This window comes from Ruegeria sp. AB7 (assembly GCF_056542625.1).
In genome coordinates this window covers 274,700-301,521 of record NZ_JBQGAC010000003.1, presented here as the reverse complement: position 1 = coordinate 301,521, position 26,822 = coordinate 274,700, and the positions used below count along the sequence as shown (strand labels likewise).

Here is a 26,822-nt window from a genome sequence, read left to right as displayed (position 1 = left end):
CAAAGGGCGCCGAAATGGGCGCCCTTCATAGTGTCATTTAGATTGTCTGATCGTATTCGCCCACGCCGGGTTCAGTTCGAATGACGGCGTCGATATCTGCGAAGATCGCGCGCATTTCATCCTCGCTTTCGCTACTTTCGCAGACGACGACCAGATTGGGTGTATTGGATGACGCGCGAACGAGGCCCCAACTGCCATTGTCCAGAATGACCCGGGCTCCATTGACGGTCACGACCTCTTTGATAGCCCGCCCTGCGAAGCGTTCGCAGGTGTCGGCTTTGGCAACCAATTTGCCGACCAGGCGCTGCAGGATATCGTATTTCTCCGTATCCGCTGCGTACGGAGACATGGTGGGCGTCGACCATGTCCTTGGTAGTGCTTTCCGAAGGTCTGACATGCTTTTGTCCGGGTTGCGGTCCATCAGTTTGCAAATTTCCACCGCCACGCGCATTCCGCAGTCGTATCCGCGCCCGACCGGTTCCGCCAAGAAATAGTGTCCCGATTTCTCAAACCCAGCCAGCGCACCGATTTCCTTGACCCGGCGCTTCATATGGCTATGGCCGGTTTTCCAGTAGTCGGCTTTGACCCCAAGCGCTTGCAACTCGGGATCGCTGGCGAACAGCCCAGTGGATTTCACATCGGCTACAAAGGTCGAACCTGGATGCAGCTTGGCCAGATCACGGGCCATGATGACGCCGACCTTATCGGCAAATATCTCTTCGCCTTCGTCATCCACAACACCGCAACGATCGCCATCCCCATCAAATCCTAGCGCCAGGTCCGCGCCGCTGGATTTGACCGTGTCGGCCATGTCATGCAGCATTTCCATGGCTTCCGGGTTCGGGTTGTAATTTGGGAATGTGTAATCCAGCCGTGTGTGGCTGGGCACAACCTCAACCCCGATCCTTTCGAAAATCTCGGGCGCGAAGGCGGCGGCGGTGCCGTTTCCGGTGGCGCAGACCACTTTCAGCGGACGTGACATTCTGAAGTCACCGACCAGATCGTCGATATAGGCTTCTTTCACACCGTCGACGAATTCATATGACCCGCCCGGGCGCGCGACGCCTTCCCCATTCAAGACGATGTCGCGCAGTTCCGACATTTCGTCAGGGCCGTGGGTCAGTGGGCGGTCAAAGCCCATTTTGACGCCGGTCCAACCGTTCGGGTTATGGCTTGCCGTGACCATCGCAACCGCCGGTACGTCCAGATGGAATTGCGCGAAATACGCCATCGGGCTGAGCGCTGGGCCGATATCTTTCACCTGAATACCCGCCTGCATAAGTCCAACGATCAGAGCGTTTTTGATCGACAGGGAATAATCGCGATAGTCATTTCCCACTGCAATCACGGGTTCGATCCCGCGTTTGAGCATCTGTGTGCCCAGACCCAAACCCAGGGCCGTCATGCCTGGCAGATTGATCTCATCGGGGTATTTCCAACGCGCGTCATATTCGCGAAAGCCCGTGGGCTTGATCATCGGATCGCGTAGAAAGCTCCAGGTGTTTGGGGTCACCTCAGGCAAAGGCTTGGTCATCACAAATCTCAATCGTTAAATCTGAATTGGGTTTTCTTTGGCCAGCGCATCAAATCGCATCAATGTGTCAACCAGATGGCCCATTTGATCCAGAGGGATCATGTTCGGCCCATCTGAGGGGGCGGTGTCGGGATCCTGATGGGTTTCTATGAAAACGGCTCCGACGCCCAGAGATACAGCGGCTCGCGCCATCACCGGCGCAAACTCACGCTGTCCACCCGAGGAACCACCTTGGCCGCCGGGCTGTTGCACCGAGTGTGTCGCATCCATGACGACCGGATATCCGGTTTGCGCCATCTGCGGCAGCGATCGCAGGTCCGCGACCAGCGTATTGTAGCCAAACGAAGTTCCACGCTCGGTCAGCAGGATGTTCTGATTGCCGGTGCTTTCGATCTTAGTGACGATATTCGGCATTTCCCACGGGGCAAGAAACTGCCCTTTTTTTACGTTGACCGCTTTGCCGGTATTGCCCGCCGCCAGCAGCATGTCCGTCTGACGACACAGAAACGCAGGGATTTGCAGAATATCGACGGCCTCAGCCGCAATCGCGCATTGCGCTTCGGTATGGACATCGGTCAGTACCGGTATGCCCATGGTTTTGCGGATATCTTCCAGCACCTGCAGCCCGGACTCAATGCCCATGCCGCGCTTGCCGGACAGCGAGGTCCGGTTGGCTTTGTCATACGAGGCCTTGAACACATATTGCGCACCTACGGCGTCGCATGCCTCTTTCATGGTGCCGGCGATCATTTGGGCGTGATCGGCGGTTTCAAGCTGGCAAGGGCCGGCAATGATGGTCAGCGGAAGGTCGTTGCCAACCGTCAGGTCGGCTATTTTTACATGTTTCATGAGTCTTACGAGGATACCTGTTCACGAAGGACCGACGCGGTAAGCGAGATCATCAGGTAGATACCAGCAAATAACAGGAATGCCAAAATCGTATTTTCGAACTTGCGCGGATAGCTGGGTTCCTGGCTGGCGACCGGGTTCACCGAGACGGTCAGATACCGCACTTTCCGATTGGCCTCGGTCCGCGTGGCTTCCATTTGCTGCATTGCCGTTTGCAGCATCATGTCACGCGCCGCCAGATCGGCCTGAGCCATCTGGATTCGCACGCTCAAACGCGCCAGCGAATTTTCGCCCGCCGACACGTCCAGCATTTCGGCATTCAACTCATCAAGGACCGCTTGCAGCCGCGCGATATCCGCCCGTGTACCATCCACCTTGGCCTGGTTGGGGCGCGTATTATCGAGAAGCGCGGCCAATTGTAGTTCTTTGTCCTGCAGCTCGAATTCGAACTGATCGATCCTTCCTCGCAGGCTGGCGATCACACTTTGCGGGTCCAGTATCGCACCTTGTAGCTGCAGTTCGATCAGGTCTTCCTGAGCCTGTCTGCGTGCCTCTTGCGCAGCCTCAAAACTCGCCAAGGCATCGCGCATCTGGTCTTCGCGTTTCAATTCAGTCAGACCATTGATGGTCTCTTCCGCGTAAGAGATAAGCCGTCTGGACAAATCGACCGCTATCTCGGGGCTCGGCGCTGCGACCTCCATTCGGATGACGCCGTCACTAGGATCATATCCGATTGTGATCATACGTTTATAAAGCTTGTAGGTTTCTTCAAGCGTCGCATCAGCCGGCAATCGTTGGATCGGGTCTATCCAATCCTGCCGAAAAAACTCAGTAAATCCGACATCACGTTCAAGCCGTTCCAATGCATCCTTGGATTCCAGAAATTCCTGAGTGGACACGGAATCCTGCGCCGTCGCAAACTGCGTGCCCGCCAGAAATCCACCGAATGAGGCACCGCCGCCATCCGCTTGCAGGATCGAAAACACCGAGTCGCTGGCATACATCGGTGTCGCCACGCGATAGAAATAGTAGCCCACGATGAATGTTGGAATGAATACGAACACCGTCAATCGTGCGAATAACCCGGCAAGCTTGCGGCGGCGGCGGCGGGCGATGTCTTTCTGGATCTGCCCGATTTCATATTCACGACGTTCGGCCGGGCTGAGTTCGGGTCCTGGCAGGTTCTTCTGCGAGTCCCTGGTCGTTTGCGGCAGGTGAATCTTTATATTGTCTTGCGCGGCGTCATCACCAGTTGGCTTACCTTGGTCAGGAGCTGCCAGATCAAGCAGGTTTGTGCGCTGAAACGGATCAATTCCTTTCTTTCGTAACAGCCGGACCGCATCGTAGTCTGACGTCGCCGCCAGCCCGTTCTTGTGCGCCAAACGCCGCGCGACGCGCAATTGCCGCCCTGTCAGACCTTCGCGTTTGATCGCATCCAACTCGTTGCCCGGTTGCTGAGTGTCGTCAGCCGAGTTTGTGCCTTGGGTCGCCTTTCGGATGCGCGAAATGGCGTCCGAGCGTGCCTCGGCAGTGCCAGAACCGCGTGCCGTGCGGTCGGGATTGTATTTCCTAGCCTTGGGTTTGGTAGTCATAGAGCTGCTTTGCCTCTTCCAAGGTTTCAAACATGTAAAGCTGGCCGTCTACCAATACCGCAGCCTGCCGCGCGAATTTTTCAAGAAGCGAAGGGTTGTGCGATACGATCACCAAGGTTGTCGTGCGCAGCTTCTCTTTCAGAATGTCGCCCGCTTTCTTGTTGAACTCGACATCGGTTGTCGAGGGCATCCCCTCATCGATCAGATACATATCGAAATCCAGGGCCAGCATCAGTGCAAATGTAAACCGGGCCCGCATTCCGGACGAATAGGTTCCGAGCGGCTGGTCGAAATACTCACCCAAGTTGCACAGCCATTTGCAATAGGCTTCGACATAGTCGGGATCCATGCCGTAGATCTTCGCGATATAGCGTGCGTTCTCCAGCGCGGACAGGCGCTTGGCCACACCTCCTGCAAAGCCCATGGGGAAGGATACGCGGCAGTCGCGCCGAATCACGCCTTCGTCGGGCTTTTCCAGCCCTGCCATCATGTTGATCAACGTGGTCTTGCCGGTTCCGTTCGGGGCCAGCACGCCAAGAGATGTTCCAAGCTCAACCCGGAACGAGACCCGATCCAGAATCACCTTGCGGCGGGTTCCGGTCCAGAAAGACTTGCTGACATTTTCGAATTCCAGCATGTGCGGCCTGCAGATCGCTCGGGGTTTTGACGGTTTGAGGATCGGTGTGCTACCGATCCATGTTGGCCACATTATGTCGAAATATGAAACAAATGATCAATGCGCATCCGCGTTCATGACATTGATGTGTTGCAAGGACGGTTTCATTGGCTCGAGGGTAGATGATGCCTATCTTCATCGATGAACATTGCAAAAGCCTGTTGATCCGATGAATTCGCTGATTGAGGACATCAAAGCCTGCCGTGTGTGTGCGGACAGGTTCGCGCAGACCACGACTGCGCACCAGCCGCGCCCGGTGGTCTGGTTTCGCCCCGGTGCGCGCATTTTGATCGCAGGTCAGGCACCGGGCGCGCGCGTCCATGCTTCAGGGAAGCCTTTCACCGACCCTTCGGGTGACCGGCTGCGGGATTGGCTGGGACTGGATGAGAACGCATTTTATGACCGTTCGCGCGTATCCATCGTGCCGATGGCGTTTTGCTTCCCCGGATACGATGAGCGCAAGGCCGACCTGCCTCCGCCGCCGATATGCGGGCGCACCTGGCATGACAAGGTGATGGCTGCGTTGGGAGAAGTACCGTTGACGATCCTCGTCGGGGGTCATGCCCATAAATATCATCTTGGCGTGAACACACCGGTCACCGAGACTGTTAGTCTTTGGCGAGACCATGCGCCGCGCGTCTTTGCCTTGCCTCACCCGTCCTGGCGCAATACGGCTTGGCTGAAGAAAAACCCCTGGTTCGAGGCCGAGCTGTTGCCGGTGCTACAGAAACGGGTGCACGAGGTTCTGAATGACTAAAGCCACAGCTTTGGATGCTGCACATGCCGCCATGCAGGCGGCCCCGGAAGACGACAACGCTCGACTACGCTTTTTTGAAAGACTGGCCGATAGCGAGCTTTTCCTGATGCTCACCGAAGAAGCGAAGGATGAAAGCATTTCGCCCGAGCTGTTCGATGTGGCGGATGGTCGTTTTGTTCTGGTGTTTGATCTCGAGGAACGAATGGCGGCATTTGCGGGTCGACCGGTCCCCTATGTCGCTCTGTCGGGTCGTGTTCTTTCAGGGATGTTGTCGGGGCAGGGGGTCGGGCTGGGTCTGAACCTTGATGTTGCACCGTCGTCGATGTTGATCCCCGCTGAAGCGCTCGGTTGGTTGTCTGACACGCTGCAGCATGGTCCTAAGGAGGTGCAGCAGCGACTTGCCGAATTCCATCCGCCCTCCGGTTTGCCTGATGTTCTGTTGACCGCGCTTGATGCAAAGCTGGCGACGGCTGCAGGTCTGGCTGCGGCGGCGTTTCTGGTTGGGACAAAGACTGAAGATGGGGGGCAGGGCCATTTATTGGGTTTTGTTTCAGCGGTCGAAGGTGCGCAGCCAGCGCTTGCACGCGCCGTATCCGAGGCATTGACCTTTTCGGGGATCGAGGCCGGAGCGCTGGATGTTGGCTTTTTTGAAGTGCAGGATCCGGCTACTTCTGCCTTGGCAAAGGTTGGGCTGCGGTTCGATTTGCCCCAGCCTCAAGCGCCCAAAATGGAAAGGGCCGCGCCGGGCAGTGATCCCGAGCGGCCCCCAATATTGAAGTAGCGCAGGGCGTTAGTCTGCCGCTTCCAGTTTATCCTGCGTGCGCGTCTCAAAATCGCTGGCGTCATGGCGTTCGTGCAACTGCGTATGCGGCTCTCCAAACGCACGATTGACCATCCGGCCGCGCTGAACGGCGGGGCGAGCATCGATGGTTTTGGCCCAACGCATCACGTTTTCATAGCTTTCGACATCCAGGAATTCTGCCGCATCATATAGACGGCCCAGAACAAGCTGCCCGTACCACGGCCAGATCGCCATGTCGGCGATGGTATAGTCCTGACCTGCAATATAAGGCTTATCGGCAAGTTCCAGTTCCAGCACATGCAACTGGCGTTTGGCCTCCATCGCGAAACGGTCGATCGGATATTGCCATTTCTCAGGCGCATAAGCGTAGAAGTGGCCAAAGCCACCGCCCAGATATGGCGCGCTGCCCATTTGCCAGAACAGCCAGTTCATCACTTCTGTCCGCTCGGCACCGCTGGCGGGCAGAAACTCACCGAATTTCTCAGCGAGATGCAGCAAGATGGAGGCGCTCTCGAAAACGCGCACAGGTGTTTCACCTGAATGATCCCACAGCGCCGGTATCTTAGAGTTAGGATTGGCCCCGACAAAGCCCGAGCTGAACTGATCACCTTCACCGATGTTGATCAGCCACGCATTGTATTCGGCCCCGGAATGGCCCAATGCCAAAAGCTCCTCCAGCATGACCGTAACCTTGACGCCGTTCGGGGTGGCGAGCGAATACAGTTGAAGCGGGTGCTTCCCGACCGGAAGATCCTTTTCGTGGGTCGCACCGGCTATGGGCCGGTTTATATTGGCAAAGCGTCCTCCGCTTTCGCTGTCCCAAGTCCAGACCTTTGGGGGTGTGTAAGTGGATTGTTCGCTCATCTTTTGCCTTTCTGCATCATTTGGCCAAAACGCGCCGCCTTCACAGCTAATATTGCAAAACTCAAAGTCCAACCCCGGATGTGGCGAGATACTTGTAACATTGCACCTCGTTCACCTCACAAAACCCCTCTGGTTTTCACAGCGGCGCGAGGGGGTCTTCGCGCCGGGCCAAAATTACCTATTGTTTGACCAGACCCGCAGTTCGGGTGACCAGAAACCGTAAGGACATGAGGACCAATCACATGAAACGCTTTGCGCTGACCCTTGCCGCGACGATGGCTTTTGCCGTGCCCGCGTTCGCCGGAGAACAATATGTTGATGGCACCGGATTTGCAGTATCGGGATACGACGTTGTTGCTTACCGCAGCCTGGATCAGGTTCCTGTAGGCCAGTCGCAACCCGAGGCCGTTCGCGGTCGGGCCGACATCACCGCAGACTATAATGGTGTAACCTGGGCGTTTGCGACCGAAGAAAACCGTGACAAGTTTTTGGAGAACCCGGCCTTTTACGCTCCGCAATATGATGGCCATTGTGCATACGGCGTGTCGAAAGGCGGCAAGGTTCCGGGCAACCCAAATCTGTGGCGTATTGTCGATGACAAGCTCTATCTGAACATCACTGATGTTGTTGTTGGTTTCTGGGAAGAGGATGTTCCGGCCAACATCGACCTGGCGGAAGGCAACTGGCCCGGAATCGAAGGGGATGCCGCTTCGACCAGCGTGATCCCGAAATTCACATCAGAAGGCCCAATTTCCAACTGATTCCGATTAATGAAAGAAAGCCCGGCCACTAAGGCCGGGCTTTTTTCGCTGGCGGGTTCTCTCACCCCGCCAACTCGAACATATCCCGCATGTGTTGATCCGCTTCGAACCGTATTGTTACACTCTTGGCACCGGGAAATTTTCTCTCGCGTATCGGGTCAGGAATGACAATCTCACCGGAGCCCGAGCCTTTGGACCGAAAGGTCAGAATCTCTGTTTCTGACTTGCGGTAGCCGGAAAGGACCGAGGTTGGCAATGCAACGCGGTTAGACCCTTCGCAGACTGACGATGCGACGAAGTAGGTAAGATCGCGCCCGAAGCATCCGATTGCATCAGGAACATGGTCCGAAGATTCGCGGGCGCTTTTGGCGGCGTCCGGTTCACCCAGTTCCGATAAATCCTTCAGCGCGCGTTCAGGTTTTAACAGATCGTGACAAGCTTTGATTTCATCTGCGGCCAGTTCGATTACGCGTTTCTTCAAACGAGGACGACGCGGTGTAGAAGAATCTAAACCGTTTTTGCGTGTCATCCCTTCTTTACGCAAAAAATCATAGGCTGATTTAGCATCCGAAAAACCGGAATAATCACCGTCGGTATGATCAGGATGATCGTGGAACGCGATTTTGCGCCAGGCTTCACGAATCTCGTTTGCGTTTGCATTTGGGGGCAGACCAAGAATCTGCAACGCTTCGGCCCGAGCCTGTACCTTGCTCACTGGCTTCATACTCAAAACACTCATAAAAACTACAACGGGGTCAGATTGCCATTGATCACATTTTTGTCAAATTTTTTCGGGAATTAGACTGAGGTAGGGCAACAGTTGACGGGTGCATATCGAGATTGTCGCCTGCGCAGCGGTTGTCGCAAATGAGCATGGCAGACGACTGCCATGCCCGGCGATACAGGGCGAACGCAAAAACTGTGGGATCAGGCGACGTTCTGCAATTCGGTCTGGGGTGTAATGCCCAGGGCAAAGCAGACATCCCGAGTAAGCTCAGGTCGGTTGAGCGTATAGAAATGCAGTTTGTCCACGCCGCCTTCTATCAGGTCCGAGCAGAGTTCGGTGCATAGCGCCGTCGCCAGAAGATCTTCGCGATCGTCCCGGATTGCTTTGTCAAATGCGTTCTCGATCCAGTCGGGAATGTGGGCGCCACAGCGTTTTGCAAAGTTACGCGCACCCTTCCAGTTCTCGATAGGAAGAATGCCCGGTACGATAGGCTTGTCGATCCCCGCTTTTTCGCAGGCATCGCGAAACCGGAAGAAGGTTTCAGCCTCGAAGAAGAATTGGGTCAACGCCTCGTCCGCGCCCGCATCCAGCTTGGCCTTTAACCAATCCACATCAGCGCGGGCATTGCTTGCTTCGGGATGTTTGTCCGGATAGGCGCCGACACGGATGCTGAACATCTCGGTCTCGGCCAGTGCAGAAATCAGTTCTACTGAGTTGGTGAAACCATCAGGGTGGGGGGCGAACTGGTCTTGACCTTTAGGGGGGTCGCCACGCAGGGCAACGATATCCTGAACGCCTGCGCGCGCGAATGTGTCTGCGATCTCAAGCGTCTCCTGACGCGAAGCATCGACACAGGTCAGATGCGCAGCAACAGGCAGCCCCGAGGATTTGTGCAAGGTTGCAACTGCATCACGCGTCAGCTCACGTGTTGTACCACCAGCACCATAGGTCACCGATACAAACCGTGGGTTCAGCGGCGCCAAGGTCTGAACCGTATCCCAAAGGCGAAACGAGGCCTCCAGAGTCTGCGGCGGGAAGAACTCGAATGAAATCTCAGGCTTGGTCATGTTGGCCTCGTAGCTGTCATTTATGCCCTTGTGCCATCAGATGCATTGTGAGACAAACTCATATTGTTCAACAACAACATGAGTTGCGTGAGTAATGCATATCGAATTTCGCCACTTACGGACGATCAAAGCTATCCACGAATGCGGTGGGCTTGCGCGTGCAGCTGATCAGCTAAACATCACGCAATCCGCACTAAGTCACCAGATCAAGGGGTTGGAAGATCAGGCCGGGGTCGAGCTGTTTTTACGTCGATCCAAGCCGATGAAGTTGTCGGCAGCTGGTTTGCGGCTGCTGCGTCTCGCTGAACAAATTCTGCCTCAGGTCGAGGCGATGCAGGATGAGTTTTCATCGCTGCGCGACGGTCGCACCGGTCGGATGCACATTGCGATCGAATGTCACGCTTGTTTCGAGTGGCTGTTTCCGGTGCTTGAAGCTTTCCGTAAATCCTGGTCAGACGTTGATGTGGATATCCGCCCGGGCCTTGCATTCGACGCGTTGCCCGCCTTGCAGAAAGAAGAGGTTGATCTGGTGGTGTCCTCTGACCCCGAAGATCTGCCGGGTGTCGAATTTGTCGAACTCTTTGACTACCAGGCCGTATTTGTCGCGGCGTCTTCGCATCCATTGGCTGAAAAGCCCTATATCGAAGCTGAAGATTTCCGAGGTCAGACACTGATTACCTACCCGGTCGAACGAACCCGGTTGGATGTTTTCAGTCAGTTGCTGATCCCGGCCCGGGTCGAGCCGGCCTCGGTCCGGCAGGTCGAACTGACCGCAGTAATATTGTTGTTGGTCGCCTCGAACCGGGGCATCTCAGTTCTGCCCGATTGGGTGGTGCGCGAAGTGAAGTACAACTCTGATTATGTCACACGTCCGCTGACCAAGCAGGGCGTTACCCGCGGATTATACGCTGCAGTGCGTTGCGACGACCTTGAAAAGCCCTTTGTACAAGAGTTGGTAGAACTCGCACGAGCCGAAGCACACAAGCTGCAGGCACAGTAGCCTGCAGCATGCATGGAATTAACTTGTTAAACCAAGCCAGAAAACTCTTCAACGACACGGCTTCAATTTTACTAGCAAGCTCCGTAGCACCGTCGAAAGACCTCCTTGTCAAGCGCGGTTACCACAACGCATACTCCGCTGGGTACAGGGCCAATAAAGCAAATCTTTAAACAAGCTTTCGCTACCGTCCCATCGGGAATCCAGCCCGGCACTTTGAAGCATTCCTCAATGTCCACAATTGGAATTTTCAGACAAACTTTTCCATCTTCGACGGTTACCGAAATGCAGACTTCACCTACAACGAGCGGAGAAGCACCAAGCACTGCGTCCTTTGATGAACGCGCTGCTATGTTTTGTTCATCAAAATTGGCGCGCCCAGTTTCGATAAGTTGGTCAATTTCTCTTTGGGGAAACTCGTGATACGTAGCCATATGAGATCTCCTTAGAATTGCATCACAGTGATTTGTGCGAGTTCAATGTGCGGGCTGGCAGACGGACCAGAGCGATTCGACCTCCAGCGCGGATCAACAATTGCCTAACGACGAATGGCTGTCAGTGTCCAATTTCACATTGAACATCATTCCTCTTGGCAAGGGCGCGTTGCCCCAGTATACGCGCGGCTTGACCGGACAGGAGCCTTTGGAAAATGGTTGGCAGTGCAAATCTCAACATCATGATCAAGGCCGCGCGCAAGGCGGGGCGTTCTCTGGTCAAGGATTTTCGTGAAGTCGAGAACCTGCAGGTGTCGATGAAAGGTGCGGGCGACTTTGTGTCGAAGGCCGATATCGCGGCCGAAGCCATCCTGAAAGAGGAATTGCTGGGTGCCCGTCCGACCTATGGTTGGCTGGCTGAAGAGGGCGGCGCGATTGACGGCGAAGATCCGACTCGTCGCTGGATCGTCGACCCGCTGGATGGGACCACCAACTTCCTGCACGGGCTGCCGCACTGGGCCGTTTCAATCGCGTTGGAACATAAGGGCAAGATCGTTTCGGGTGTGATCTATGACCCTGCCAAGGATGAGATGTTCTTTGCCGAAAAAGGCGAAGGTGCGTGGATGAACGACATGCGCATCCGTGTGTCGGGCCGCCATCGCATGATCGAGTCGATCTTCGCGACAGGTCTGCCATTCGGTGGCCGTTCGGACCTGCCTGCGACCTTGCAGGACCTGGCCCGTCTGATGCCTGCCTGTGCAGGTGTTCGTCGCTGGGGTGCTGCCGCGCTGGACATGGCCTATGTGGCCGCCGGTCGTTACGAAGGCTTTTGGGAGCGTCGCCTAAACGCCTGGGATCTGGCCGCAGGCATTATCATCGTGAAAGAGGCGGGCGGCTTTGTTCAGGCGCTGAACCCCGAAGGCAGCGTGCTTGAGGATGGCGAAGTGATCTGCGCCAACGAACCGATCTTTGACAATTTCGCAAAGGTAATCCGGGGCTGATATTCAACCCCGGTCATTTGATCATGGTACGCGCGTCCGGTCCGGGCGCGCGTTTTGGTTTAGAAGTCGACCTCGATCGCGATCCCTTGCTGGACCGCCAGATCAACTGCGGCGCTGGCCACCGCAAGATCTTGCAGCCCAACGCCAGTACCGTCGAACACGGTCACCTCAGCCTCGGACACGCGCCCGGAATGGGTACCGTTGATGACCTCTCCGATCTGCCGGATATCGCCTTCGGCTTTCATTCCGGCAGCCACGGCATGCTGGCTTTCACCCAATGTCACGGCCTGCGCGACCTCGTCGGTAAAGACGCTTGCCCGCGCGATCAGGTCTGTGGCGACCTCTTGCTTGCCGACGGTATCGGTGCCCATGCAGGCGATGTGTGTGCCGTCGGAGACGTGCTCGGACATCAGTGTTGGCGCGAAGGAGGAGGTGATGGTGACAATCACGTCCGCCTGCACCATGCCGGGCAGATCCACAGCCTCAAAAGGCAGCCCCGATTCAGCCGCGGCCTTTTCGAGATTTGGCAGCATTTCTGGATGCAAGTTCCAGCCTATGACTTTCTCAAAGTCCCGCTGTTCCAATGCCGCGCGCAATTGGAATGTCGCCTGATGCCCGGCGCCAACCATTCCGATCACCTTGGCATCCTTGCGTGCCAAATGGTTGATCGAAACCGACGAGGCTGCAGCCGTGCGCAGTGCGGTCAGCAGGTTGCCCCCAACGATGGCCCGAACGCGACCCGTATCTGGATCAAACAAAAACACGGTGGATTGGTGATTGATCAGCCCGTGCGTTTCCAGATTGTTTGGCCAATACCCGCCTGCTTTCAGGCCAAGGCTCATGCCTGTGCGATCAAACCCGCCCTTGAACCCATAGAGCGCATCCGCATGACCTATGGCCTCGCGCACGACCGGGAAGTTGTAGGCGTCCCCAGCCGCCATCGCGGCAAACACCTGCTCAACCGCAGTATAGCTTTCCTGTCGGCCTAACAGAGCGCCGATTTCCTTTTCAGGAACGATGATCATCGCGTTTGTCTTTCTTTTTGATGGCATTAGTAAGGGCGGTGCTAAACGTCCGCCCTTGCATTCATCTGTAATTCAATAGGCCTTGCCACGGGCAGAGACCGGCCAAAGCGCTTCAACCTTGCCGCCGCGCACACCGACGTACCAGTCATGAACGTTGCAGGTCGGGTCACAGTGGCCGGGCACCAGCCGCAGCTTGTCGTTAACCTTCAACACCCCATCCGGGTCACCAATCACGCCGTGTTCGTCCGAACACTTTAGGTATTCCACATCGTCCCGCCCAAAGATGAAGGGCAGGCCGCTATCGACGGATTGCGCCTTCAGGCCCGCATCGCAGATTGCCTTGTCCGCTTTGGCGTGGCTCATCACGCTGGTCAGAATGAACAAGGCGTTTTCCCATTCACCCTGATCGATCCGTTGACCGTCCTTGTCCAGAATCCGACCGTAATCAGCATCCATGAAGGCATAAGAGCCACACTGCAGCTCGTTATAAACGCCCGAGTTGCTTTCGAAGTAATAAGACCCCGTACCGCCGCCCGAAACCAGCTCGCAGTCGATCCCTTCAGCCTTCAATCCGTCGACGGCATCCTTGACCATGGCGATTGCGGTATCCAGTTTTTCTTTGCGTGCCTCATACGTATCCAGATGCTGCATCGCGCCTTGATAGGCCTGAATGCCGGTAAATTTCAGGTTAGGGGCGGCCTCAACCGCCTTGGCGATTTCGATCACGGCGGGGGTCGTGGTGACACCACAGCGGCCCGCGCCGCAGTCGATCTCGACAAAAACTTCCAATTCAGTGCCATGCTTAGCGGCAGCAGCAGAAAGGTCAGCGACGTTGTCCACATCGTCGACGCAAACGATTGTGCGTACACCAAGCTTCGGCAGGCGCGCCAGACGGTCAATCTTGGCCGGGTCCCGCACTTGATTCGAGACCAGAATGTCTTTGATGCCTCCGCGCGCAAACACCTCGGCCTCGGAAACCTTTTGGCAGCAGACGCCGACTGCGCCGCCCAATTGTTCCTGCAGCTTCGCGACGTCTACGGATTTGTGCATCTTGCCATGCACCCGGTGCCGCATCCCATGTGCCTTGGCATAGTCGCCCATCTTCTTGATGTTACGCTCGAGCGCGTCCAGATCAAGGATCAGGCAAGGAGTCTGGATTTCGGATTCATCCATGCCGATCGCGGCAGGAATGTCATAGCCAACTTCGAATTGATCACTGTTCATCGGTTTGTTCATCCTGTTTCTCCTTGCCCTTTCAGCCAGGGCAGCTTGTCCAGATCCACGTTGCCGCCGGTGATGATGACGCCGACGCGCTTGCCCCGAAAGGTGTCGGGGTTCTTGAGAATGGTGGCCAGCGGAACGGCCGAAGACGGCTCCATCACCACGCGCAAGTATTTCCAGGTGAGTTTCATTGCGTCGATGATCTGCTGCTCGGACGCGGTGAAGATGTCGGTCACATTGTTCGACACAAAGTGCCAAGTGTTTTCCTTGAGCGGGACCAACAGCCCGTCCGCCACCGTTTTGGGGGCATCGTCCGCAATGATATGACCCGCTTTGAAGGAACGGTACGCATCGTCCGCCTGCTCAGGCTCAGCCGCATAGATCGCGGTTCCTGGTGCAAGGTTCGAGACCGTCAGACAGGTGCCTGAGACCATCCCGCCACCGCCGATTGGCGCGATCACTGCATCCAGGCCATCGGTCTGCTCAAGCAATTCAGCCGAACATGTGGCCTGACCAGTGATAACCCGAGGGTCGTTGTACGGGTGCACGAACTCTCCGCCTGTTCGGGCCTGCACCTCGGCAAACGTTGCCTCGCGGGAAGAGGTGGATGGCTCACATTCAGTGATCGTACCACCAAAGCGTCGTACCGCGTCTTTCTTGGCCTGCGGCGCGGTGCGCGGCATCACCACATTGCATGGAATGCCCCGGCGACCAGCCGCATATGACAGCGACAGGGCGTGGTTCCCGCTTGAGTGGGTGCAAACACCCTTGGTCGCCATTTCATCGCTTAGGCCGAAGACCGCATTACTGGCACCGCGCACTTTGAATGCACCTGCTTCTTGAAAGTTCTCGCACTTGAAGAACAGCTGCGCGCCGGTCAGTTCATTCAGATAGTCCGAGGTCATTACCGGTGTGCGCCGGATGTGCGGCCTGATCCTTTCGTGCGCAGCCTGCACGTCAGCATAGGTCAGTTCGGCGACGGGGATTTGATCCAACATGACTGCCCTCCCTAAGCTGCGGCTTTTGCGTGGCTGGTTGAGCTGGCGCGATAGAATTCCTGCGCCGCAGCAACCCCGCTGCCAAGCTTCACCGGGTAGTTCAGATCGGCCATGGCCATCTCGACCGTGGCCAGCCCCGACAGGACCATAACATCGGTCAGGCTGCCTAAGTGGCCAATACGGAACGCTTTGCCATTCAACTCACCCAGACCAATGCCGAAGGATACCTCATAGGTGTTGAAGGCATGGTCAGTCAGTTCGTTGCTGTCGAAACCTTCGGGCACAAAAATGGCGCTGACGGTATCCGAGTAGAGGTCAGGAGATTGTGCGACCAACTTCAGGCCCCAGGCCGCAGTCGCGCGGCGCACACCTTCGGCCAGACGGGTGTGGCGGGCATAGACATTGTCCAACCCTTCCTCGAACAGCATCTTCAGGCTTTCGCGCATGCCGTAGATCAGCTGCAAAGGCGGAGTATAGGGAAAGCCGCCAGACGCATTTGCCGACATCATATCACGGAAATCAAAGAAGGTGCGGGGCAGTTGGGCGGTATCCATTGCTGCCAGAGCCTTGGGGCTGACGCACAGGATCGCCATGCCGGTGGCCAGCATGAACCCCTTTTGCGACCCCGAGACCGCAATATCCACGCCCCACCGGTCAAACTCGAACGGCATTGAGGCCAAAGAGCTCACGCAATCCACATACATCATGGCCGGGTGATGCGCCGCATCGATCGCACCGCGTACAGCGCTGATATCGGAACGCACACCTGTCGCGGTTTCGTTATGCGTCACCAATACGGCCTTGATTTCATGCGCTTTATCCGCGGACAGGATCGCCTCGAACCTGTCTGCAGGCGCGCCTGTTCCCCATGGACATTCAACAATCTGAACGTCCAACCCGTGTCTTTCGCACAGATCGATCCAGCGATGGCTGAAGACGCCGTAGCGGGCGACAAGAACCTTGTCACCGGGGCTGAGCGTATTTGTAATAGCTGCCTCCCAACCGCCCGTTCCGCTGGCTGGAAAAGTGACGATCTGGCCTTCGGTGGTGCCAAAGACCTGTTTTGTATCCTCCAGTACCGGGGCGAAGGTTTCAACGAAGTCCGGGGCGCGGTGGTCTTGCGTCTGAACCTGCATGGCAAGGCGCAAACGATCAGGAATGTTGGTTGGGCCTGGGATAAAGACCGGGTTTTGATGCGACATAACTCAATCCTCTGCTTTGGACCCAAGTGTCGCTTGAACGGTTGTGTGTTGCAATTTTCTTGAAAAATATTTTCATTTTACCCGTTAAATTGATAAGGTGCTGAAACGGATAGGAATTCAGTTTATCAAAATGATCTCGGAGAATTCCGGGCCAAAAAAAATGGTTCGAGTTTCCGGGGGGAATCCGAAGGTCAGGTGAGAAATGGAAACGCAAAAGCGGCCGCGCGGCAGACCCAAATCGCTGTTTAAAGAAAGTTCGGCCGGGACCATGCAATCATTGGATCGGGCGCTGGGCGTACTGACCACCGTTGCCCGGCTAGAGCGCGTCGCGCTGAGCGATCTTGCCCGCGAGGTCGATGTACCGACGGCCACCACGCATCGCATTCTTGTGACGCTGCAAAAACACGGGTTCGTATCCTTTGATGAGGAACGGCAGGAATGGCTGGTCGGGATCGAAGCCTATCGGACCGGTGCGTCTTTCCTGCGGCGCAACAGCGTTCTGGAAATCGGCAGGCCGATCCTGCGGCGTCTGATGCAAGACAGTGGTGAGACCGCAAATCTCGCCGTACCCGATGGTGCAGAGGTGGTCTTTGTCGGGCAGGTCGAAACTCAGAACCCCATCCGGGCCTTCTTTCCACCCGGTGCGCGGACGCCCATGTATGCGTCCGGTACAGGAAAGGCTATTCTCGCTGCGTTGAGCGAAGAGAGTTTAGGCAAAGTTCTGGGCCGGATTGATCCGGTTGCATTCACTGAAAATACGCAGTTGCCCGCTTCGGGCCTGTATGCAGATCTGGCTGAAACTCGTACCCGAGGTTGGTCTTACGATCACGAAGAAAGGTATGAAGGTATGTCTTGCATTGGTGCGGCCATCTTCAATGACAGGGCTGAGCCTTGCGCCGGTATCTCGGTATCCGGACCGACCGTAAGGTTCAGCCGCGAACGCGCGCCCGAGTTGGGCGATCTGGTCATGCGCGCGGCGCAAGAGATCACCCACCTGAGCGGCGGTAGGCTACCCAAGAGCTGACGCTTGATTATTTGCGCGGCACTTTGGGGATGCGCGATTGCGAGAGTTTGTACTTGTGTTCCGGATGCGGTGGATGGCCGTGGGTGCGGTTCCAGAACCCAGTCCCTCCGCGCCTGAGCCATAGGGGGATGCACAGGATCAAACCAACAAAGAACCCTCCGGTATGCGCCCAATAGGCAACGCCACCTTCATCGGGATTGCTGGAGAGGCTGCCAAGGAATTGCAGGCCCAGCCAGACACCCAGCATGATAAAGGCCGGGATAGTGAAGATCCGGATATAGACGATCAGAATCAGCAGGATATCTACGCGCGCTTTTGGGAAAAGCAGAAGATAGCCGCCCATGACACCAGCAATCGCTCCAGACGCGCCAATTGTTGGCACCACCGAATCCGGTGCCGAAATGACGTGAATCAGCCCCGCTCCGATTCCCGCCAGCAGATAGAACACGAGAAACAGCACATGCCCCATTTCGTCTTCGAGGTTATCGCCGAATATCCACAGAAACAGCATGTTTCCCGCCAGATGCATCCAGCCCCCATGCAGGAACATTGACGTCACGAGTGTCTCGAACCCATAGCCGTCAGTTATCCGGGCAGGAATGACCGCGTAGTCAATATAAAGCTGATTGATCAGCCGCGCATTCTCCATGACACCCACATAGCTGAGGAAGATCAGTATGTTCGCAGCCATAAGGGCATAAACAACAAACGGAGTACGCCCCGAAGGGTTATGGTCTCGGATCGGAAACATGGCGCGACGCTGGGCTTTTCGCCGCCCAGCGTCAAGGTCCGGTTATGCCGCACCTCCCAGAAGGGCGGCGTTGCCTCCGGCGGCGGTGGTGTCGACACAGACATGGCGTTCCCCCAGCACCCGCGCACGGTCGGGCTGCCCGGGGATCAGCGGGATGATCGGGCCATCGCGCCGGGCCAGGTGCTGTTCGATCTGGCGGGCAGTGTCATCGTCGCCCCACCACAGAACGCCCGAGAAACCGGTCAGGTTTTCAAGCCGGTGCAAATCCAGCATGCCCGTCATACGTATCGCTGTGCCGCCCAACGCTTTGACCGCATCCGCCTGTGCTTCGGCTGCCTCAGTCCCCGGACCCATGCACAAAAGCGGGGGGCGGGCATATTCGGTCAGGCGGTTCGATTCACCGGTGGGGCCAGGCAGCGATTGGGTGCCGGGCGTTGCAGGTTGCCCTTCGGGCGCACCTGGTTCAGCCGAACTGTCCCAGCGTCCCGAAGCATTCTGCCGATCAGGTGCGCAGAACCGTGCCATATAGTTCGGACCGCCCGCCTTGGGGCCGGTGCCGGACAGTCCTTCGCCACCGAAGGGTTGCGAGCCGACGATTGCGCCGATCTGGTTGCGGTTGACGTAGATATTACCGGCATGGATCGCCTCGGTCACATGCTGCACCCGGTCGTCGATCCGAGTGTGCAGGCCGAAGGTCAGGCCGTAGCCCGTGGCATTGATATCCGCGATGACCTTGTCGATATCTTGCGCCTTGAACCGGACGACGTGCAGAACCGGACCGAACACCTCGCGCTCCAGCGCCGAGATGCCAGGTATCTCGATCAGGGTCGGTGCGATAAATGTACCTTCAGGAGGCGTTGTCATCTCCTTCAGTACCCGTCCTTCTGAGCGGGCCTGGGCCACGTGGTCCGCGATGATTTGCCGGGCTTGCGCGTCAATGACCGGGCCGCAATCAGTTGAAATCAGCCAAGGATCGCCCACATGCAAAGCGTCCATCGCCCCTTGCAACATGGTCAGAACGTCATCGGCAATATCCTCTTGCAGATAGAGGCAGCGCAGGGCCGAGCATCGCTGGCCTGCCGATTGGAACGCGCTTTCGATAATCGACTGCACGGCTTGTTCCGGCAACGCGGTGCTGTCTACGATCATCGCGTTCAGGCCGCCGGTCTCGGCGATCAATGACGTACCCGGCCGCATGTGCTGCGCCATTGCTGATCGGATTTTCAGCGCGGTCGCGGTGGAACCGGTAAAGGCCACACCAGACACGCGTTCGTCCGACGTTAGCGCCGCACCCACCTTCGGCCCGCCCGGAAGAAGTTGCAGCGCATCGCGCGGAACGCCTGCTTCATGCATCAGTTGAATGGCACGATGGGCGATCAATGGCGTTTGCGGGGCAGGGGCTGCCAGCACAGCGTTGCCGGTGGCCAACGCAGCCGATATCTGCCCGGTGAAGATCGCCAGAGGGAAGTTCCACGGGCTAATGCAGGTGAATATACCGGCGGGTTTGGCGGCAGGAATATTGGCGGCGTAGTAGCGCAGGAAATCAACCGCTTCGCGCAGCTCGGCTACCGCATCGGGCACGGATTTTCCGGCTTCGCGGGCGAGCAGGGCAAACAGCTCTCCAAAATGCGCTTCGTAGAGATCGGCTGCTCTATTTAGAATTTCAGCGCGCTTCTCTGCTGAAGCCTGCCATGGGCAAGCGCTGGCCAACGCCAGTTCCACGTCTTCGGGGCTGGCCGCAGCAACCGAACCGGGACGATCCAGTGGTTGCGCGGGATTGATCACGGGAGTGTCTGCCAAAGGCTGTGCATCATCCGACAGCAAAGGTCGGGCGTACCAATGATGGGCGCGGAAGGCGTCGCGTGCGATGTCGATCTGGTCCAGCGTTGGCGTATGGTGCAGATCAAAACCTTTCGAGTTTGGACGTTCCGGTGCGAACAACTCAGGCCCGGTTGGCAGCGGTTTGCCAGGCGTTTGAACGGCTACGAACGGATCTGCGGCAACGGTTTCTGGGGCGACTTCCTCATCAACGATCTGATTGACGAACGAGGAATTTGCCCCGTTTTCCAGAAGGCGACGTACCAGATAGGCCAACAGATCCCGATGCGCGCCGACCGGAGCATAGATACGGCAGCGCGAGGTCCGCTTGTTGCGCACGATCTGATGCAGGGTCTCACCCATCCCGTGCAGGCGCTGGAATTCGAATGGCTGGCCGTCCGCCATATGTAGGATGGCGCTGACCGTATGGGCGTTATGCGTGGCAAATTGCGGATAGATACGGTCGGTCATTCCCAGCAGTTTGCGGGCGTTGGCGATATAGGACACATCCGTCGCCGCCTTATCGGTGAAGACCGGAAAACCATCGACGCCCTCGACTTGCGCGCGCTTGATCTCGGTATCCCAATAAGCGCCCTTGACCAGCCGCACCATCAGCTTGCGGTCGTGCCGCTGGGCCATCTCGTAGAGCGTATCCAGCACCAACCCGGCGCGTGGGCCGTAGGCTTGCACGACGATGCCAAACCCGTCCCAACCGGCCAGTGCAGGCTCTGCCATAACTTCTTCGATCACCTGTAGCGAGAGCGACAGGCGATCGGCCTCTTCCGCGTCAACGTTCAGCCCCATGCCCGCCGCCTTGGCCAGCAAAGCCAGCGCGCGCAGCCGGGGCACCAGTTCGTCCATCACCCGTTGTTCCTGTGCCAGCTCATAACGGGGGTGCAGGGCCGACAGCTTGACCGAGATGCCCGGATTTTCGCGAATGTCTTTATGGGTGCAGGCCTCGGCAATAGCGGCGATCGCGCGCGAGTAAGACAGGTGATAGCGGGCAGCATCGGCCTCGGTCCGTGCCGCCTCGCCCAGCATGTCGTACGAGTAGGTATAGCCCTTATCTTCCATACCTTTGGCGCGCTTCATGGCGGATTGAATGGTTTCGCCTAAAACGAACTGACGTCCCATTTCTTTCATTGCACGACCAACGGCGGTGCGGATCACCGGTTCACCCAGCCGCTTGATGGCCCCGCGCAGCGCGCCGACGGGCGAGGATTTGTCTTCGTCGAGGACCCGGCCTGTCAGCATCAACGCCCATGTCGACGCGTTCACCAGTGACGAGGATGATTGTCCCAGATGCTTTCCCCAGTCTGACGGAGCGATCTTGTCTTCGATCAGCGCGTCAATGGTATCCGCATCTGGCACACGCAACAGCGCCTCGGCCAAACACATAAGTGCAACGCCTTCATCTGTGGACAGGCCGTATTCAGCCAGAAACACTTCCATCATGCCAGGCGACGTGCTTGAGCGGATGTCGCGCACCAGCTGGGCTGCAGCCTCGCAAATGGCCGTTCGGTCGGCCTCTGACAGCTTGGCCTGAGAGATCAGCGCGTCCAGTACAGTGGACTGGTCGGCATAAGTTTGGGTGTCGATTTTGGTGCGTAGGCTGTGTGACATGTGTACTCCGGGGCTTTTGCCTAATATAACCGCCTATAGTCAGGAGAATGGACCGAATTTTCTCAAATTCTGGTCGAATTGACTGAAATATAGGAGCCTGATCATGCAAAACGACTTGTCCAACCTTGATCGCTTTGACCGTGCGATCCTTACGGCATTAGCTGAAGATGGCCGCATCTCAGTGACGGACCTTGCACGCAGGATCGGCTTGTCAAAATCGCCGACACAGGCGCGGCTCAAGCGGCTTGAGGCTGACGGGATCATCACAGGCTATCGCGCCATGTTGGACCCGATCCGTCTGGGCCTTGACCATGTGGCCTTTGTCGAGGTGCGTCTCACAGATACTCGTGAAAAGGCACTGGCCGAGTTCAATGCAGCGGTGCGCAGAGTTGCTGAGATTGAACAGGCTCATATGATCGCGTCCAACTTTGATTATCTGCTTAAAATCCGCACCCGATCGATGACGGAATACCGCACGGTGCTAGCCGAGAAAATCTCATCCCTGCCGCATGTTGCCAACACCTCCACCTTCGTTGCGATGGAGGCGGTGAAAGAAACCGGGTTGCTGGCTCCGCTATAAAGCAGTTGACCTAAACGACTGATGGATCAGGTTAGAGAGGATGAAAAACGTACTTATCGTTGCCATACTCGCTGGTTCTGCCGCTCAGGCTTCTGCAGATTGCCCGGTTGCGCCGGATCATATCTCTGGCGTCGACGCCCTGATTACGCAAGCCCAAACCGCGTCGTCTGAGCGCGAGGCGCGGGGCATTTCGGGACGGATGTGGCAACTCTGGACCGATGCGCCGGACGCCCGATCTCAAACCCTGTTGGATCGCGGGATGTCTCTGCGCGAGTCTTGGGATTTGACCGGTGCGCTGGCCGAGTTTGACGCTCTGGTCGCTTATTGCCCGGATTATGCCGAGGGGTACAATCAACGGGCATTCGTCAACTATTTGCAGCAGGATTACGGTGCGGCCCTGATCGATCTGGATCGGGCCATTGAGCTGTCCCCGAACCATGTAGCGGCGCTTAGCGGGCGGGCATTATCGCTATTGGGTCTCAAGCGGCTGGACGAAGCGCGAACGGCGCTGAACCATGCACTCGAACTGAACCCGTGGCTTTCAGAGCGTGCCTTGCTTGCGCCGGGCGGGCTGCTTGATCCACCGGGTGAGGATATTTGAATTGAGACGAAAAAGCGCCCCGGAACCGAAGTTCAGGAGCGCTTTTGATGCAAGGGCTTGATTAGCCGACCAGCCCGTTGTCGGTGCGTTTGATCGCAATCACCGACGAACGCGGCGTACCGCCATCGGGCCAATTGCTGCCCGGATGCTGGATGCCAACAAACATGGTGCGCAGGTCGGTCGACCAGGCCAGACCGGTGACTTCACAGCCATTCGGGCCGGTCATGAAGCGCACAATCTCCCCGGTCACGGGATCGCCAACTAGCATCTGGTTATTGCCGTTTCCTGCGAATTCTTCCTCGTTGTCATCATTCCCGTCTGTCTGAATCCAGACCAGACCAGTCGAATCGATGGCCATGCCGTCGGGTGAGTTGAACAGGTTGCCTTCGTTCACATTTGCCGATCCGCCACGGTTATCCGAATGAACAGTTGGGTTTCCGGCCATGACATAGAGATCCCAATCAAAGCCAGTGGCCGCGTGATCTTCATCCGCTGGACGCCAGCGCACGATCTGGCCGTATTTGTTGGCCTCGCGCGGGTTAGGGCCGTTGACTGCAGTGTCATCACCCCCAGCATTTGGCTTAACACCCCGGTTCTTGTTGTTGGTCAGGCAGCAATAGGCCTCAATCGCGACAGGGCTTGAGGCCACCCATTCCGGACGGTCCATGGTGGTGCCACCCGCAGCCGATGCCGCCATACGGGTGAAGATCAGAATTTCGGCCGCGTCCATACCGGTCGTTTCTGGCGTCAGCGGCAACCATTCACCGCTCATGTCGTCATTGAACTTGGCGACATATAACGTGCCATCATTCAGCAGGCTCTGAGTATCGACACCGGGCGCATAGGCCGCGTTCGAGACAAACCTGTACAGATACTCGCCACGTTCATCGTCGCCCATATAGACCACCACGCGACCGTCTGCAGCCAGCGTGACCTCGGCATTTTCATGCTTGAAACGGCCCAGGCCTGTGTGTTTGACCGGAGTGCTGTCGGGATTCGTCGGGTCGATTTCCACGATCCAGCCTGCGCGGTGCGGCTCGTTGGGGTTTTTCGAGGTGTCAAAACGCGGATCGAACAGCTCGTAACCGTTCCAGCTTTCGGCCTTGATGCCATAGCGTTTCATGCCGTCCGCGACCTTCTGATCGTAGCTGGCATTCTCGTCAGAGGAACCAAAGTAGCCGTTGAAATTTTCTTCGCAGGTCAGGTAGGTGCCCCACGGTGTCTTGCCGGAACCACAGTTGTTCATGGTGCCCAGCGACGCGGTTCCTGTCGGATCGGCCTCGGTCTTCAGTAGGTCATGACCAGCGGCGGGGCCGACGATCTTCATTGGAGTGTTGTGGTGGATCCGGCGGTTGAAGGGGCTGTCCTTAACGACCGCCCAGCCCGCAGGGCCTTCCTTGATCTCCATTACGGTCACGCCCTGGATGTTTTGCAACTTTAGAACGTCATCGGCACTGGTTGGAACACCTTCCTGCGCGGCAGGCAGGTTGATCTTGCGGTTCGGGTACTCGTGGTTGATCGCAATCAGCTCGTGACCCCGGAACGAGAATGTCTCCATCCCATCCGTATTCTCGCCAAAAACCTTGTCGGAGTTTTCAACCTTACCGCCATCGGTCAAATCGTATCCATCGGCCTCGGAAAACAGCGGATCGCCCCAGCGCATTAGCATCTTCCACTCATAACCTTCCGGCACGTGGACTGTCCCATCGGTCTGGGCGGGAATCGGCGTGAAGGCAAAGCGTTGCGCATCGACCGCCTGTGCTGAAGTTGAGCCCAACAAACCAGCGCCCATCACCGCAGCGCCCGACCCAAGAGCTACAACTCCTGACAGGAAACCCCGTCGCGAGATAGCGCTTTCAACCACGCGGTCGAAGTCGTGTTCATCCGGGCGGGGGAAGTGCAACTCATCCCAATCGTCGGCGGAAAGGGTGGTAAGATCGACGTCTGTCATGGATAGCTCCTGGCTGTCTGAATAGGGTTTTGGTGAACAGCGTATATTCACGTAACATGACAGTTTGTTTTCAAACCACAGGTTGAGTTATTCTCCATTTCGAAAACATCAGTTCAAAACAGGCAGTTTTCAATTGCTCCGCTCAATTTGGGTTGGCTGAGAACACTTGATATCCGCCCTCGTTGGCGAAAATAAGGTTGATATCCCAGCCCGCAGTCTTGAAACTGTCTTCGATACGACGCCAAAACGGTCGATCCAGAACAATGATGTAATCAATCTTACGTTCCCGCCCCAACACATCAAATGCTCGCCATCGTTCTTTACCATTCGAGGGGGCAGTGAATTCCTCGTGAAATTTGATCGCGGAAGGCGACTTCAAGCCGACAAGATCAACGAACCGAATGTTTTGATTCGAGACTGTTGAGGCGATCTTCCAGGGTATAAAGCCTGCGTCGTGAACACCTACTACAGAATTCGACGGTAAATTCTCAGTCATCCATTCCGCTGTAATAAGACGCTCTTCGCTACCCGATTTCCATTGTATGGTGTAGACTGGCCAACTGCTTGTCGCAAAAGCGTATACCGACAGGAGGGCACCGATCACAAAGACCGGGGCCGAAGAAACTTGACGCGCCGTCAGGACCGCTGTCCAAGATGCAATTGCAATTGGTAGCAACGGATACAGGTAGCGGAAATCGTTGTGATACAGAGCACCCGGTAGTTTCAGAGCTGATGAGAGCACAAAAATTCCGAAAAAAGCTAAGGCAACCCAGCCTCCCCTAAGGAATGGTGCGAAGACCAAGCCCGAGAAAACCACAAGCAGATTGGTCTCGACCACGGCGCGCAGAGCGACCATCAGTCGACTAGAGAAAACTTCACCTTTCTCTGCAAAAAAAGCCTCTTTCGCGCCGGCGGTATCAGGCCAAACACTGCCTAGAATCAGAACGCTCACAAGTGCCAAGATTATGTAGGCGGATGCGGAAATGAAAAAAATCTTGACGCAGTACGCGTAGTTGATCGGCTTCACGACGATGATAGAAATGAACAAGAGAGCAGAAAGAACGTAAAACTCCGGTCTGATAAAAGGCATTATGCCAATCAATATCGATAGCGCGACGTGGCGATTGGTTTGGCGTAGAAAAAAGGCCCAAGTGATGGCTGCCATTGCCATACCAGTCTCTAGGCCATTCATAAGGTGGAGCCACGCGAATCCTAATAAGAGACCCGCAATCGACCCAGATGCTGCAACAATCCGAGAGCCTGACACGGAACACAGTAACAACCATAACCCAATCATATATGCGCCGGCGCTTAGAACGCTCAAGGCCAAGCTGGCCTCTGGTGTAGTGGTGAATTGCGATAAAAAGGCCAGCACGAGAAAATGAACCAAGCTACTTGCGCCGGTCGGACCATCATTGCCGTAAAGATCTGAGCGCCCCGAAAGAAACAGATCCACGTTTCCGATTGTTATATAGGCATCATCCAAAGGCATCCATACGGGCGACTGCTGCGAGAGTGTCAACACGATCAGGCAAGTGAACACTAAGGCTGGGATAAGCACACATAGTGTTTCTCTCCAGTGTGAGTTAGATGCCGGAATCAAGTTACTTCCCTTGCGTTTGGTGGTGACCCAGATCTGTTTTCCATCGCTAATTAACGACCATTGAATTGCCACGACTTCCCTTTTTGCCGCCCATCTGAAAATTTCTTGAAGATCGTGTCATTGATGTCGTGCGCCGTATCTGAGGCTGAAAACACAACTTCGCGCTTGACGATGGTTGGTACATAAAATAATCAGCGCAAGCACTGAGCGGGTATAGCTTAATGGTAAAGCCCCTGCCTTCCAAGCAGGCTATGTCGGTTCGATTCCGTCTACCCGCTCCAACTCAGCCCCTCCATCTCTAACATTCCGGTCGAATGCGTCAAAAGGCCCGGATCGTGCCCCGAATTGCGCCCAAAGCTTGACC

The 26,822-nt window shown here is 56.5% G+C and carries 24 protein-coding genes and 1 tRNA gene; 9 read left to right on the top strand and 16 right to left on the bottom strand.

Annotation, left to right across the window (positions count from 1 at the left end; genetic code table 11):
- Positions 1 to 37 precede the first annotated feature (37 nt).
- From ACR0EN_RS11340 to ACR0EN_RS11325, 4 genes are read right to left on the bottom strand one after another with little or no spacing between them, the layout of a single operon-like run.
- Positions 38 to 1,534: a phosphomannomutase/phosphoglucomutase gene (locus ACR0EN_RS11340; RefSeq protein ID WP_480586813.1), complete on the bottom strand. Its 1,497-nt coding sequence runs from the start codon at positions 1,532 to 1,534 to the stop codon at positions 38 to 40.
- 15 nt (positions 1,535 to 1,549) lie between these two features.
- On the bottom strand, positions 1,550 to 2,383 hold the full coding sequence (gene kdsA, locus ACR0EN_RS11335) for a 3-deoxy-8-phosphooctulonate synthase (protein WP_170512445.1): 834 nt from the start codon (positions 2,381 to 2,383) through the stop codon (positions 1,550 to 1,552).
- 5 nt (positions 2,384 to 2,388) lie between these two features.
- Positions 2,389 to 3,975, bottom strand: coding sequence for a KpsE/RkpR family capsule polysaccharide export protein (locus tag ACR0EN_RS11330; RefSeq protein ID WP_480586811.1), 1,587 nt, complete (start codon positions 3,973 to 3,975; stop codon positions 2,389 to 2,391).
- The gene (locus tag ACR0EN_RS11325; protein ID WP_170392311.1) at positions 3,953 to 4,612 is read right to left on the bottom strand and encodes an ABC transporter ATP-binding protein; all 660 of its coding nucleotides are present in this window, start codon (positions 4,610 to 4,612) and stop codon (positions 3,953 to 3,955) included. Before ACR0EN_RS11325 ends, ACR0EN_RS11330 begins: the two co-directional genes overlap by 23 nt.
- 208 nt (positions 4,613 to 4,820) lie before the next feature.
- Between ACR0EN_RS11325 and ACR0EN_RS11320 the strand changes: the two genes are divergently transcribed.
- Together ACR0EN_RS11320 and ACR0EN_RS11315 are read left to right on the top strand one after the other, a co-directional pair.
- Positions 4,821 to 5,408 (top strand): uracil-DNA glycosylase family protein, encoded by a 588-nt coding sequence (locus ACR0EN_RS11320; protein WP_480586807.1) that lies wholly within the window; start codon positions 4,821 to 4,823, stop codon positions 5,406 to 5,408.
- Positions 5,401 to 6,189: an SseB family protein gene (locus ACR0EN_RS11315; protein ID WP_480586804.1), complete on the top strand. Its 789-nt coding sequence runs from the start codon at positions 5,401 to 5,403 to the stop codon at positions 6,187 to 6,189. Before ACR0EN_RS11320 ends, ACR0EN_RS11315 begins: the two co-directional genes overlap by 8 nt.
- A gap of 9 nt (positions 6,190 to 6,198) precedes the next feature.
- Here ACR0EN_RS11315 and yghU read toward each other — a convergent pair whose 3' ends face one another.
- Positions 6,199 to 7,074 carry a glutathione-dependent disulfide-bond oxidoreductase gene (yghU, locus tag ACR0EN_RS11310; RefSeq protein WP_170401711.1) on the bottom strand — a complete coding sequence of 292 codons (876 nt, stop codon included), beginning with the start codon at positions 7,072 to 7,074 and terminating at the stop codon, positions 6,199 to 6,201.
- A gap of 242 nt (positions 7,075 to 7,316) precedes the next feature.
- On the opposite strand from yghU, the gene ACR0EN_RS11305 reads away from it, so the two are divergent.
- Positions 7,317 to 7,835 (top strand): YHS domain-containing (seleno)protein, encoded by a 519-nt coding sequence (locus ACR0EN_RS11305; protein ID WP_170392303.1) that lies wholly within the window; start codon positions 7,317 to 7,319, stop codon positions 7,833 to 7,835.
- Between the two features lie 61 nt (positions 7,836 to 7,896).
- On the opposite strand, the gene ACR0EN_RS11300 is transcribed toward ACR0EN_RS11305, so the two are convergent.
- Positions 7,897 to 8,559 carry a J domain-containing protein gene (locus ACR0EN_RS11300; RefSeq protein WP_480586801.1) on the bottom strand — a complete coding sequence of 221 codons (663 nt, stop codon included), beginning with the start codon at positions 8,557 to 8,559 and terminating at the stop codon, positions 7,897 to 7,899.
- A 203-nt stretch (positions 8,560 to 8,762) separates the two neighbouring features.
- On the bottom strand, positions 8,763 to 9,629 hold the full coding sequence (gene metF, locus ACR0EN_RS11295; RefSeq protein WP_480586798.1) for a methylenetetrahydrofolate reductase [NAD(P)H]: 867 nt from the start codon (positions 9,627 to 9,629) through the stop codon (positions 8,763 to 8,765).
- 94 nt (positions 9,630 to 9,723) lie between these two features.
- Here metF and ACR0EN_RS11290 point away from each other — a divergent pair, with 94 nt between their 5' ends.
- Positions 9,724 to 10,629 carry a LysR family transcriptional regulator gene (locus tag ACR0EN_RS11290; RefSeq protein ID WP_170420656.1) on the top strand — a complete coding sequence of 302 codons (906 nt, stop codon included), beginning with the start codon at positions 9,724 to 9,726 and terminating at the stop codon, positions 10,627 to 10,629.
- A 71-nt stretch (positions 10,630 to 10,700) separates the two neighbouring features.
- Here the strand turns inward: ACR0EN_RS11290 and ACR0EN_RS11285 are convergent, their stop codons facing one another.
- Complete coding sequence (locus ACR0EN_RS11285) at positions 10,701 to 11,060, bottom strand: hypothetical protein (RefSeq protein ID WP_170512468.1); 360 nt, start codon at positions 11,058 to 11,060, stop codon at positions 10,701 to 10,703.
- Between the two features lie 215 nt (positions 11,061 to 11,275).
- Here ACR0EN_RS11285 and ACR0EN_RS11280 point away from each other — a divergent pair, with 215 nt between their 5' ends.
- Complete coding sequence (locus tag ACR0EN_RS11280; RefSeq protein WP_170392295.1) at positions 11,276 to 12,061, top strand: inositol monophosphatase family protein; 786 nt, start codon at positions 11,276 to 11,278, stop codon at positions 12,059 to 12,061.
- A gap of 59 nt (positions 12,062 to 12,120) precedes the next feature.
- On the opposite strand, the gene bhcD is transcribed toward ACR0EN_RS11280, so the two are convergent.
- From bhcD to bhcA, 4 genes are all read right to left on the bottom strand, one after another.
- Positions 12,121 to 13,086, bottom strand: coding sequence for an iminosuccinate reductase BhcD (gene bhcD, locus ACR0EN_RS11275; protein ID WP_480586793.1), 966 nt, complete (start codon positions 13,084 to 13,086; stop codon positions 12,121 to 12,123).
- A gap of 72 nt (positions 13,087 to 13,158) precedes the next feature.
- The gene (bhcC, locus tag ACR0EN_RS11270) at positions 13,159 to 14,322 is read right to left on the bottom strand and encodes a 3-hydroxy-D-aspartate aldolase BhcC (protein WP_170818806.1); all 1,164 of its coding nucleotides are present in this window, start codon (positions 14,320 to 14,322) and stop codon (positions 13,159 to 13,161) included.
- Positions 14,319 to 15,305: a beta-hydroxyaspartate dehydratase BhcB gene (bhcB, locus tag ACR0EN_RS11265; RefSeq protein ID WP_480586790.1), complete on the bottom strand. Its 987-nt coding sequence runs from the start codon at positions 15,303 to 15,305 to the stop codon at positions 14,319 to 14,321. Before bhcB ends, bhcC begins: the two co-directional genes overlap by 4 nt.
- Before the next feature lie 11 nt (positions 15,306 to 15,316).
- On the bottom strand, positions 15,317 to 16,507 hold the full coding sequence (gene bhcA, locus ACR0EN_RS11260; RefSeq protein ID WP_480586787.1) for an L-aspartate--glyoxylate aminotransferase BhcA: 1,191 nt from the start codon (positions 16,505 to 16,507) through the stop codon (positions 15,317 to 15,319).
- A 202-nt stretch (positions 16,508 to 16,709) separates the two neighbouring features.
- On the opposite strand from bhcA, the gene ACR0EN_RS11255 reads away from it, so the two are divergent.
- Positions 16,710 to 17,531: an IclR family transcriptional regulator gene (locus ACR0EN_RS11255; RefSeq protein WP_170401678.1), complete on the top strand. Its 822-nt coding sequence runs from the start codon at positions 16,710 to 16,712 to the stop codon at positions 17,529 to 17,531.
- A 7-nt stretch (positions 17,532 to 17,538) separates the two neighbouring features.
- Here the strand turns inward: ACR0EN_RS11255 and ACR0EN_RS11250 are convergent, their stop codons facing one another.
- Together ACR0EN_RS11250 and putA are read right to left on the bottom strand one after the other, a co-directional pair.
- Positions 17,539 to 18,282, bottom strand: coding sequence for a rhomboid family intramembrane serine protease (locus tag ACR0EN_RS11250; protein ID WP_170594625.1), 744 nt, complete (start codon positions 18,280 to 18,282; stop codon positions 17,539 to 17,541).
- 42 nt (positions 18,283 to 18,324) lie between these two features.
- Complete coding sequence (gene putA / locus ACR0EN_RS11245; RefSeq protein ID WP_480586782.1) at positions 18,325 to 21,723, bottom strand: bifunctional proline dehydrogenase/L-glutamate gamma-semialdehyde dehydrogenase PutA; 3,399 nt, start codon at positions 21,721 to 21,723, stop codon at positions 18,325 to 18,327.
- 103 nt (positions 21,724 to 21,826) lie between these two features.
- Between putA and ACR0EN_RS11240 the strand changes: the two genes are divergently transcribed.
- Both ACR0EN_RS11240 and ACR0EN_RS11235 read left to right on the top strand, forming a co-directional pair.
- The gene (locus ACR0EN_RS11240) at positions 21,827 to 22,303 is read left to right on the top strand and encodes an Lrp/AsnC family transcriptional regulator (protein ID WP_480586779.1); all 477 of its coding nucleotides are present in this window, start codon (positions 21,827 to 21,829) and stop codon (positions 22,301 to 22,303) included.
- 40 nt (positions 22,304 to 22,343) lie between these two features.
- Complete coding sequence (locus ACR0EN_RS11235) at positions 22,344 to 22,904, top strand: tetratricopeptide repeat protein (protein WP_170392277.1); 561 nt, start codon at positions 22,344 to 22,346, stop codon at positions 22,902 to 22,904.
- 61 nt (positions 22,905 to 22,965) lie between these two features.
- On the opposite strand, the gene ACR0EN_RS11230 is transcribed toward ACR0EN_RS11235, so the two are convergent.
- Both ACR0EN_RS11230 and ACR0EN_RS11225 read right to left on the bottom strand, forming a co-directional pair.
- Entirely contained in the window at positions 22,966 to 24,855 is a 1,890-nt protein-coding gene (locus tag ACR0EN_RS11230) for a PhoX family protein (protein ID WP_480586776.1), read from the bottom strand.
- A gap of 142 nt (positions 24,856 to 24,997) precedes the next feature.
- A complete protein-coding gene (locus ACR0EN_RS11225) occupies positions 24,998 to 26,530 on the bottom strand; it encodes a hypothetical protein (protein WP_480586773.1) in 1,533 nt (510 codons plus the stop codon).
- 135 nt (positions 26,531 to 26,665) lie between these two features.
- On the opposite strand from ACR0EN_RS11225, the gene ACR0EN_RS11220 reads away from it, so the two are divergent.
- Positions 26,666 to 26,739, top strand: a tRNA-Gly gene (locus ACR0EN_RS11220).
- Positions 26,740 to 26,822: the final 83 nt, after the last annotated feature.

Coding starts and splice junctions, on each gene's coding strand:
- putA (WP_480586782.1), bottom strand. CDS start 21,723: ATGTCACACAGCCTACGCACCAAAATCGACACCCAAACTTATGCCGAC.
- yghU (WP_170401711.1), bottom strand. CDS start 7,074: ATGAGCGAACAATCCACTTACACACCCCCAAAGGTCTGGACTTGGGAC.
- ACR0EN_RS11235 (WP_170392277.1), top strand. CDS start 22,344: ATGAAAAACGTACTTATCGTTGCCATACTCGCTGGTTCTGCCGCTCAG.
- ACR0EN_RS11240 (WP_480586779.1), top strand. CDS start 21,827: ATGCAAAACGACTTGTCCAACCTTGATCGCTTTGACCGTGCGATCCTT.
- ACR0EN_RS11340 (WP_480586813.1), bottom strand. CDS start 1,534: ATGACCAAGCCTTTGCCTGAGGTGACCCCAAACACCTGGAGCTTTCTA.
- ACR0EN_RS11300 (WP_480586801.1), bottom strand. CDS start 8,559: ATGAAGCCAGTGAGCAAGGTACAGGCTCGGGCCGAAGCGTTGCAGATT.
- ACR0EN_RS11255 (WP_170401678.1), top strand. CDS start 16,710: ATGGAAACGCAAAAGCGGCCGCGCGGCAGACCCAAATCGCTGTTTAAA.
- bhcC (WP_170818806.1), bottom strand. CDS start 14,322: ATGAACAAACCGATGAACAGTGATCAATTCGAAGTTGGCTATGACATT.
- ACR0EN_RS11305 (WP_170392303.1), top strand. CDS start 7,317: ATGAAACGCTTTGCGCTGACCCTTGCCGCGACGATGGCTTTTGCCGTG.
- ACR0EN_RS11230 (WP_480586776.1), bottom strand. CDS start 24,855: ATGACAGACGTCGATCTTACCACCCTTTCCGCCGACGATTGGGATGAG.
- ACR0EN_RS11330 (WP_480586811.1), bottom strand. CDS start 3,975: ATGACTACCAAACCCAAGGCTAGGAAATACAATCCCGACCGCACGGCA.
- metF (WP_480586798.1), bottom strand. CDS start 9,629: ATGACCAAGCCTGAGATTTCATTCGAGTTCTTCCCGCCGCAGACTCTG.
- kdsA (WP_170512445.1), bottom strand. CDS start 2,383: ATGAAACATGTAAAAATAGCCGACCTGACGGTTGGCAACGACCTTCCG.
- bhcA (WP_480586787.1), bottom strand. CDS start 16,507: ATGTCGCATCAAAACCCGGTCTTTATCCCAGGCCCAACCAACATTCCT.
- ACR0EN_RS11290 (WP_170420656.1), top strand. CDS start 9,724: ATGCATATCGAATTTCGCCACTTACGGACGATCAAAGCTATCCACGAA.
- ACR0EN_RS11285 (WP_170512468.1), bottom strand. CDS start 11,060: ATGGCTACGTATCACGAGTTTCCCCAAAGAGAAATTGACCAACTTATC.
- ACR0EN_RS11280 (WP_170392295.1), top strand. CDS start 11,276: ATGGTTGGCAGTGCAAATCTCAACATCATGATCAAGGCCGCGCGCAAG.
- ACR0EN_RS11315 (WP_480586804.1), top strand. CDS start 5,401: ATGACTAAAGCCACAGCTTTGGATGCTGCACATGCCGCCATGCAGGCG.
- ACR0EN_RS11250 (WP_170594625.1), bottom strand. CDS start 18,282: ATGTTTCCGATCCGAGACCATAACCCTTCGGGGCGTACTCCGTTTGTT.
- ACR0EN_RS11320 (WP_480586807.1), top strand. CDS start 4,821: ATGAATTCGCTGATTGAGGACATCAAAGCCTGCCGTGTGTGTGCGGAC.
- ACR0EN_RS11325 (WP_170392311.1), bottom strand. CDS start 4,612: ATGCTGGAATTCGAAAATGTCAGCAAGTCTTTCTGGACCGGAACCCGC.
- bhcB (WP_480586790.1), bottom strand. CDS start 15,305: ATGTTGGATCAAATCCCCGTCGCCGAACTGACCTATGCTGACGTGCAG.
- bhcD (WP_480586793.1), bottom strand. CDS start 13,086: ATGATCATCGTTCCTGAAAAGGAAATCGGCGCTCTGTTAGGCCGACAG.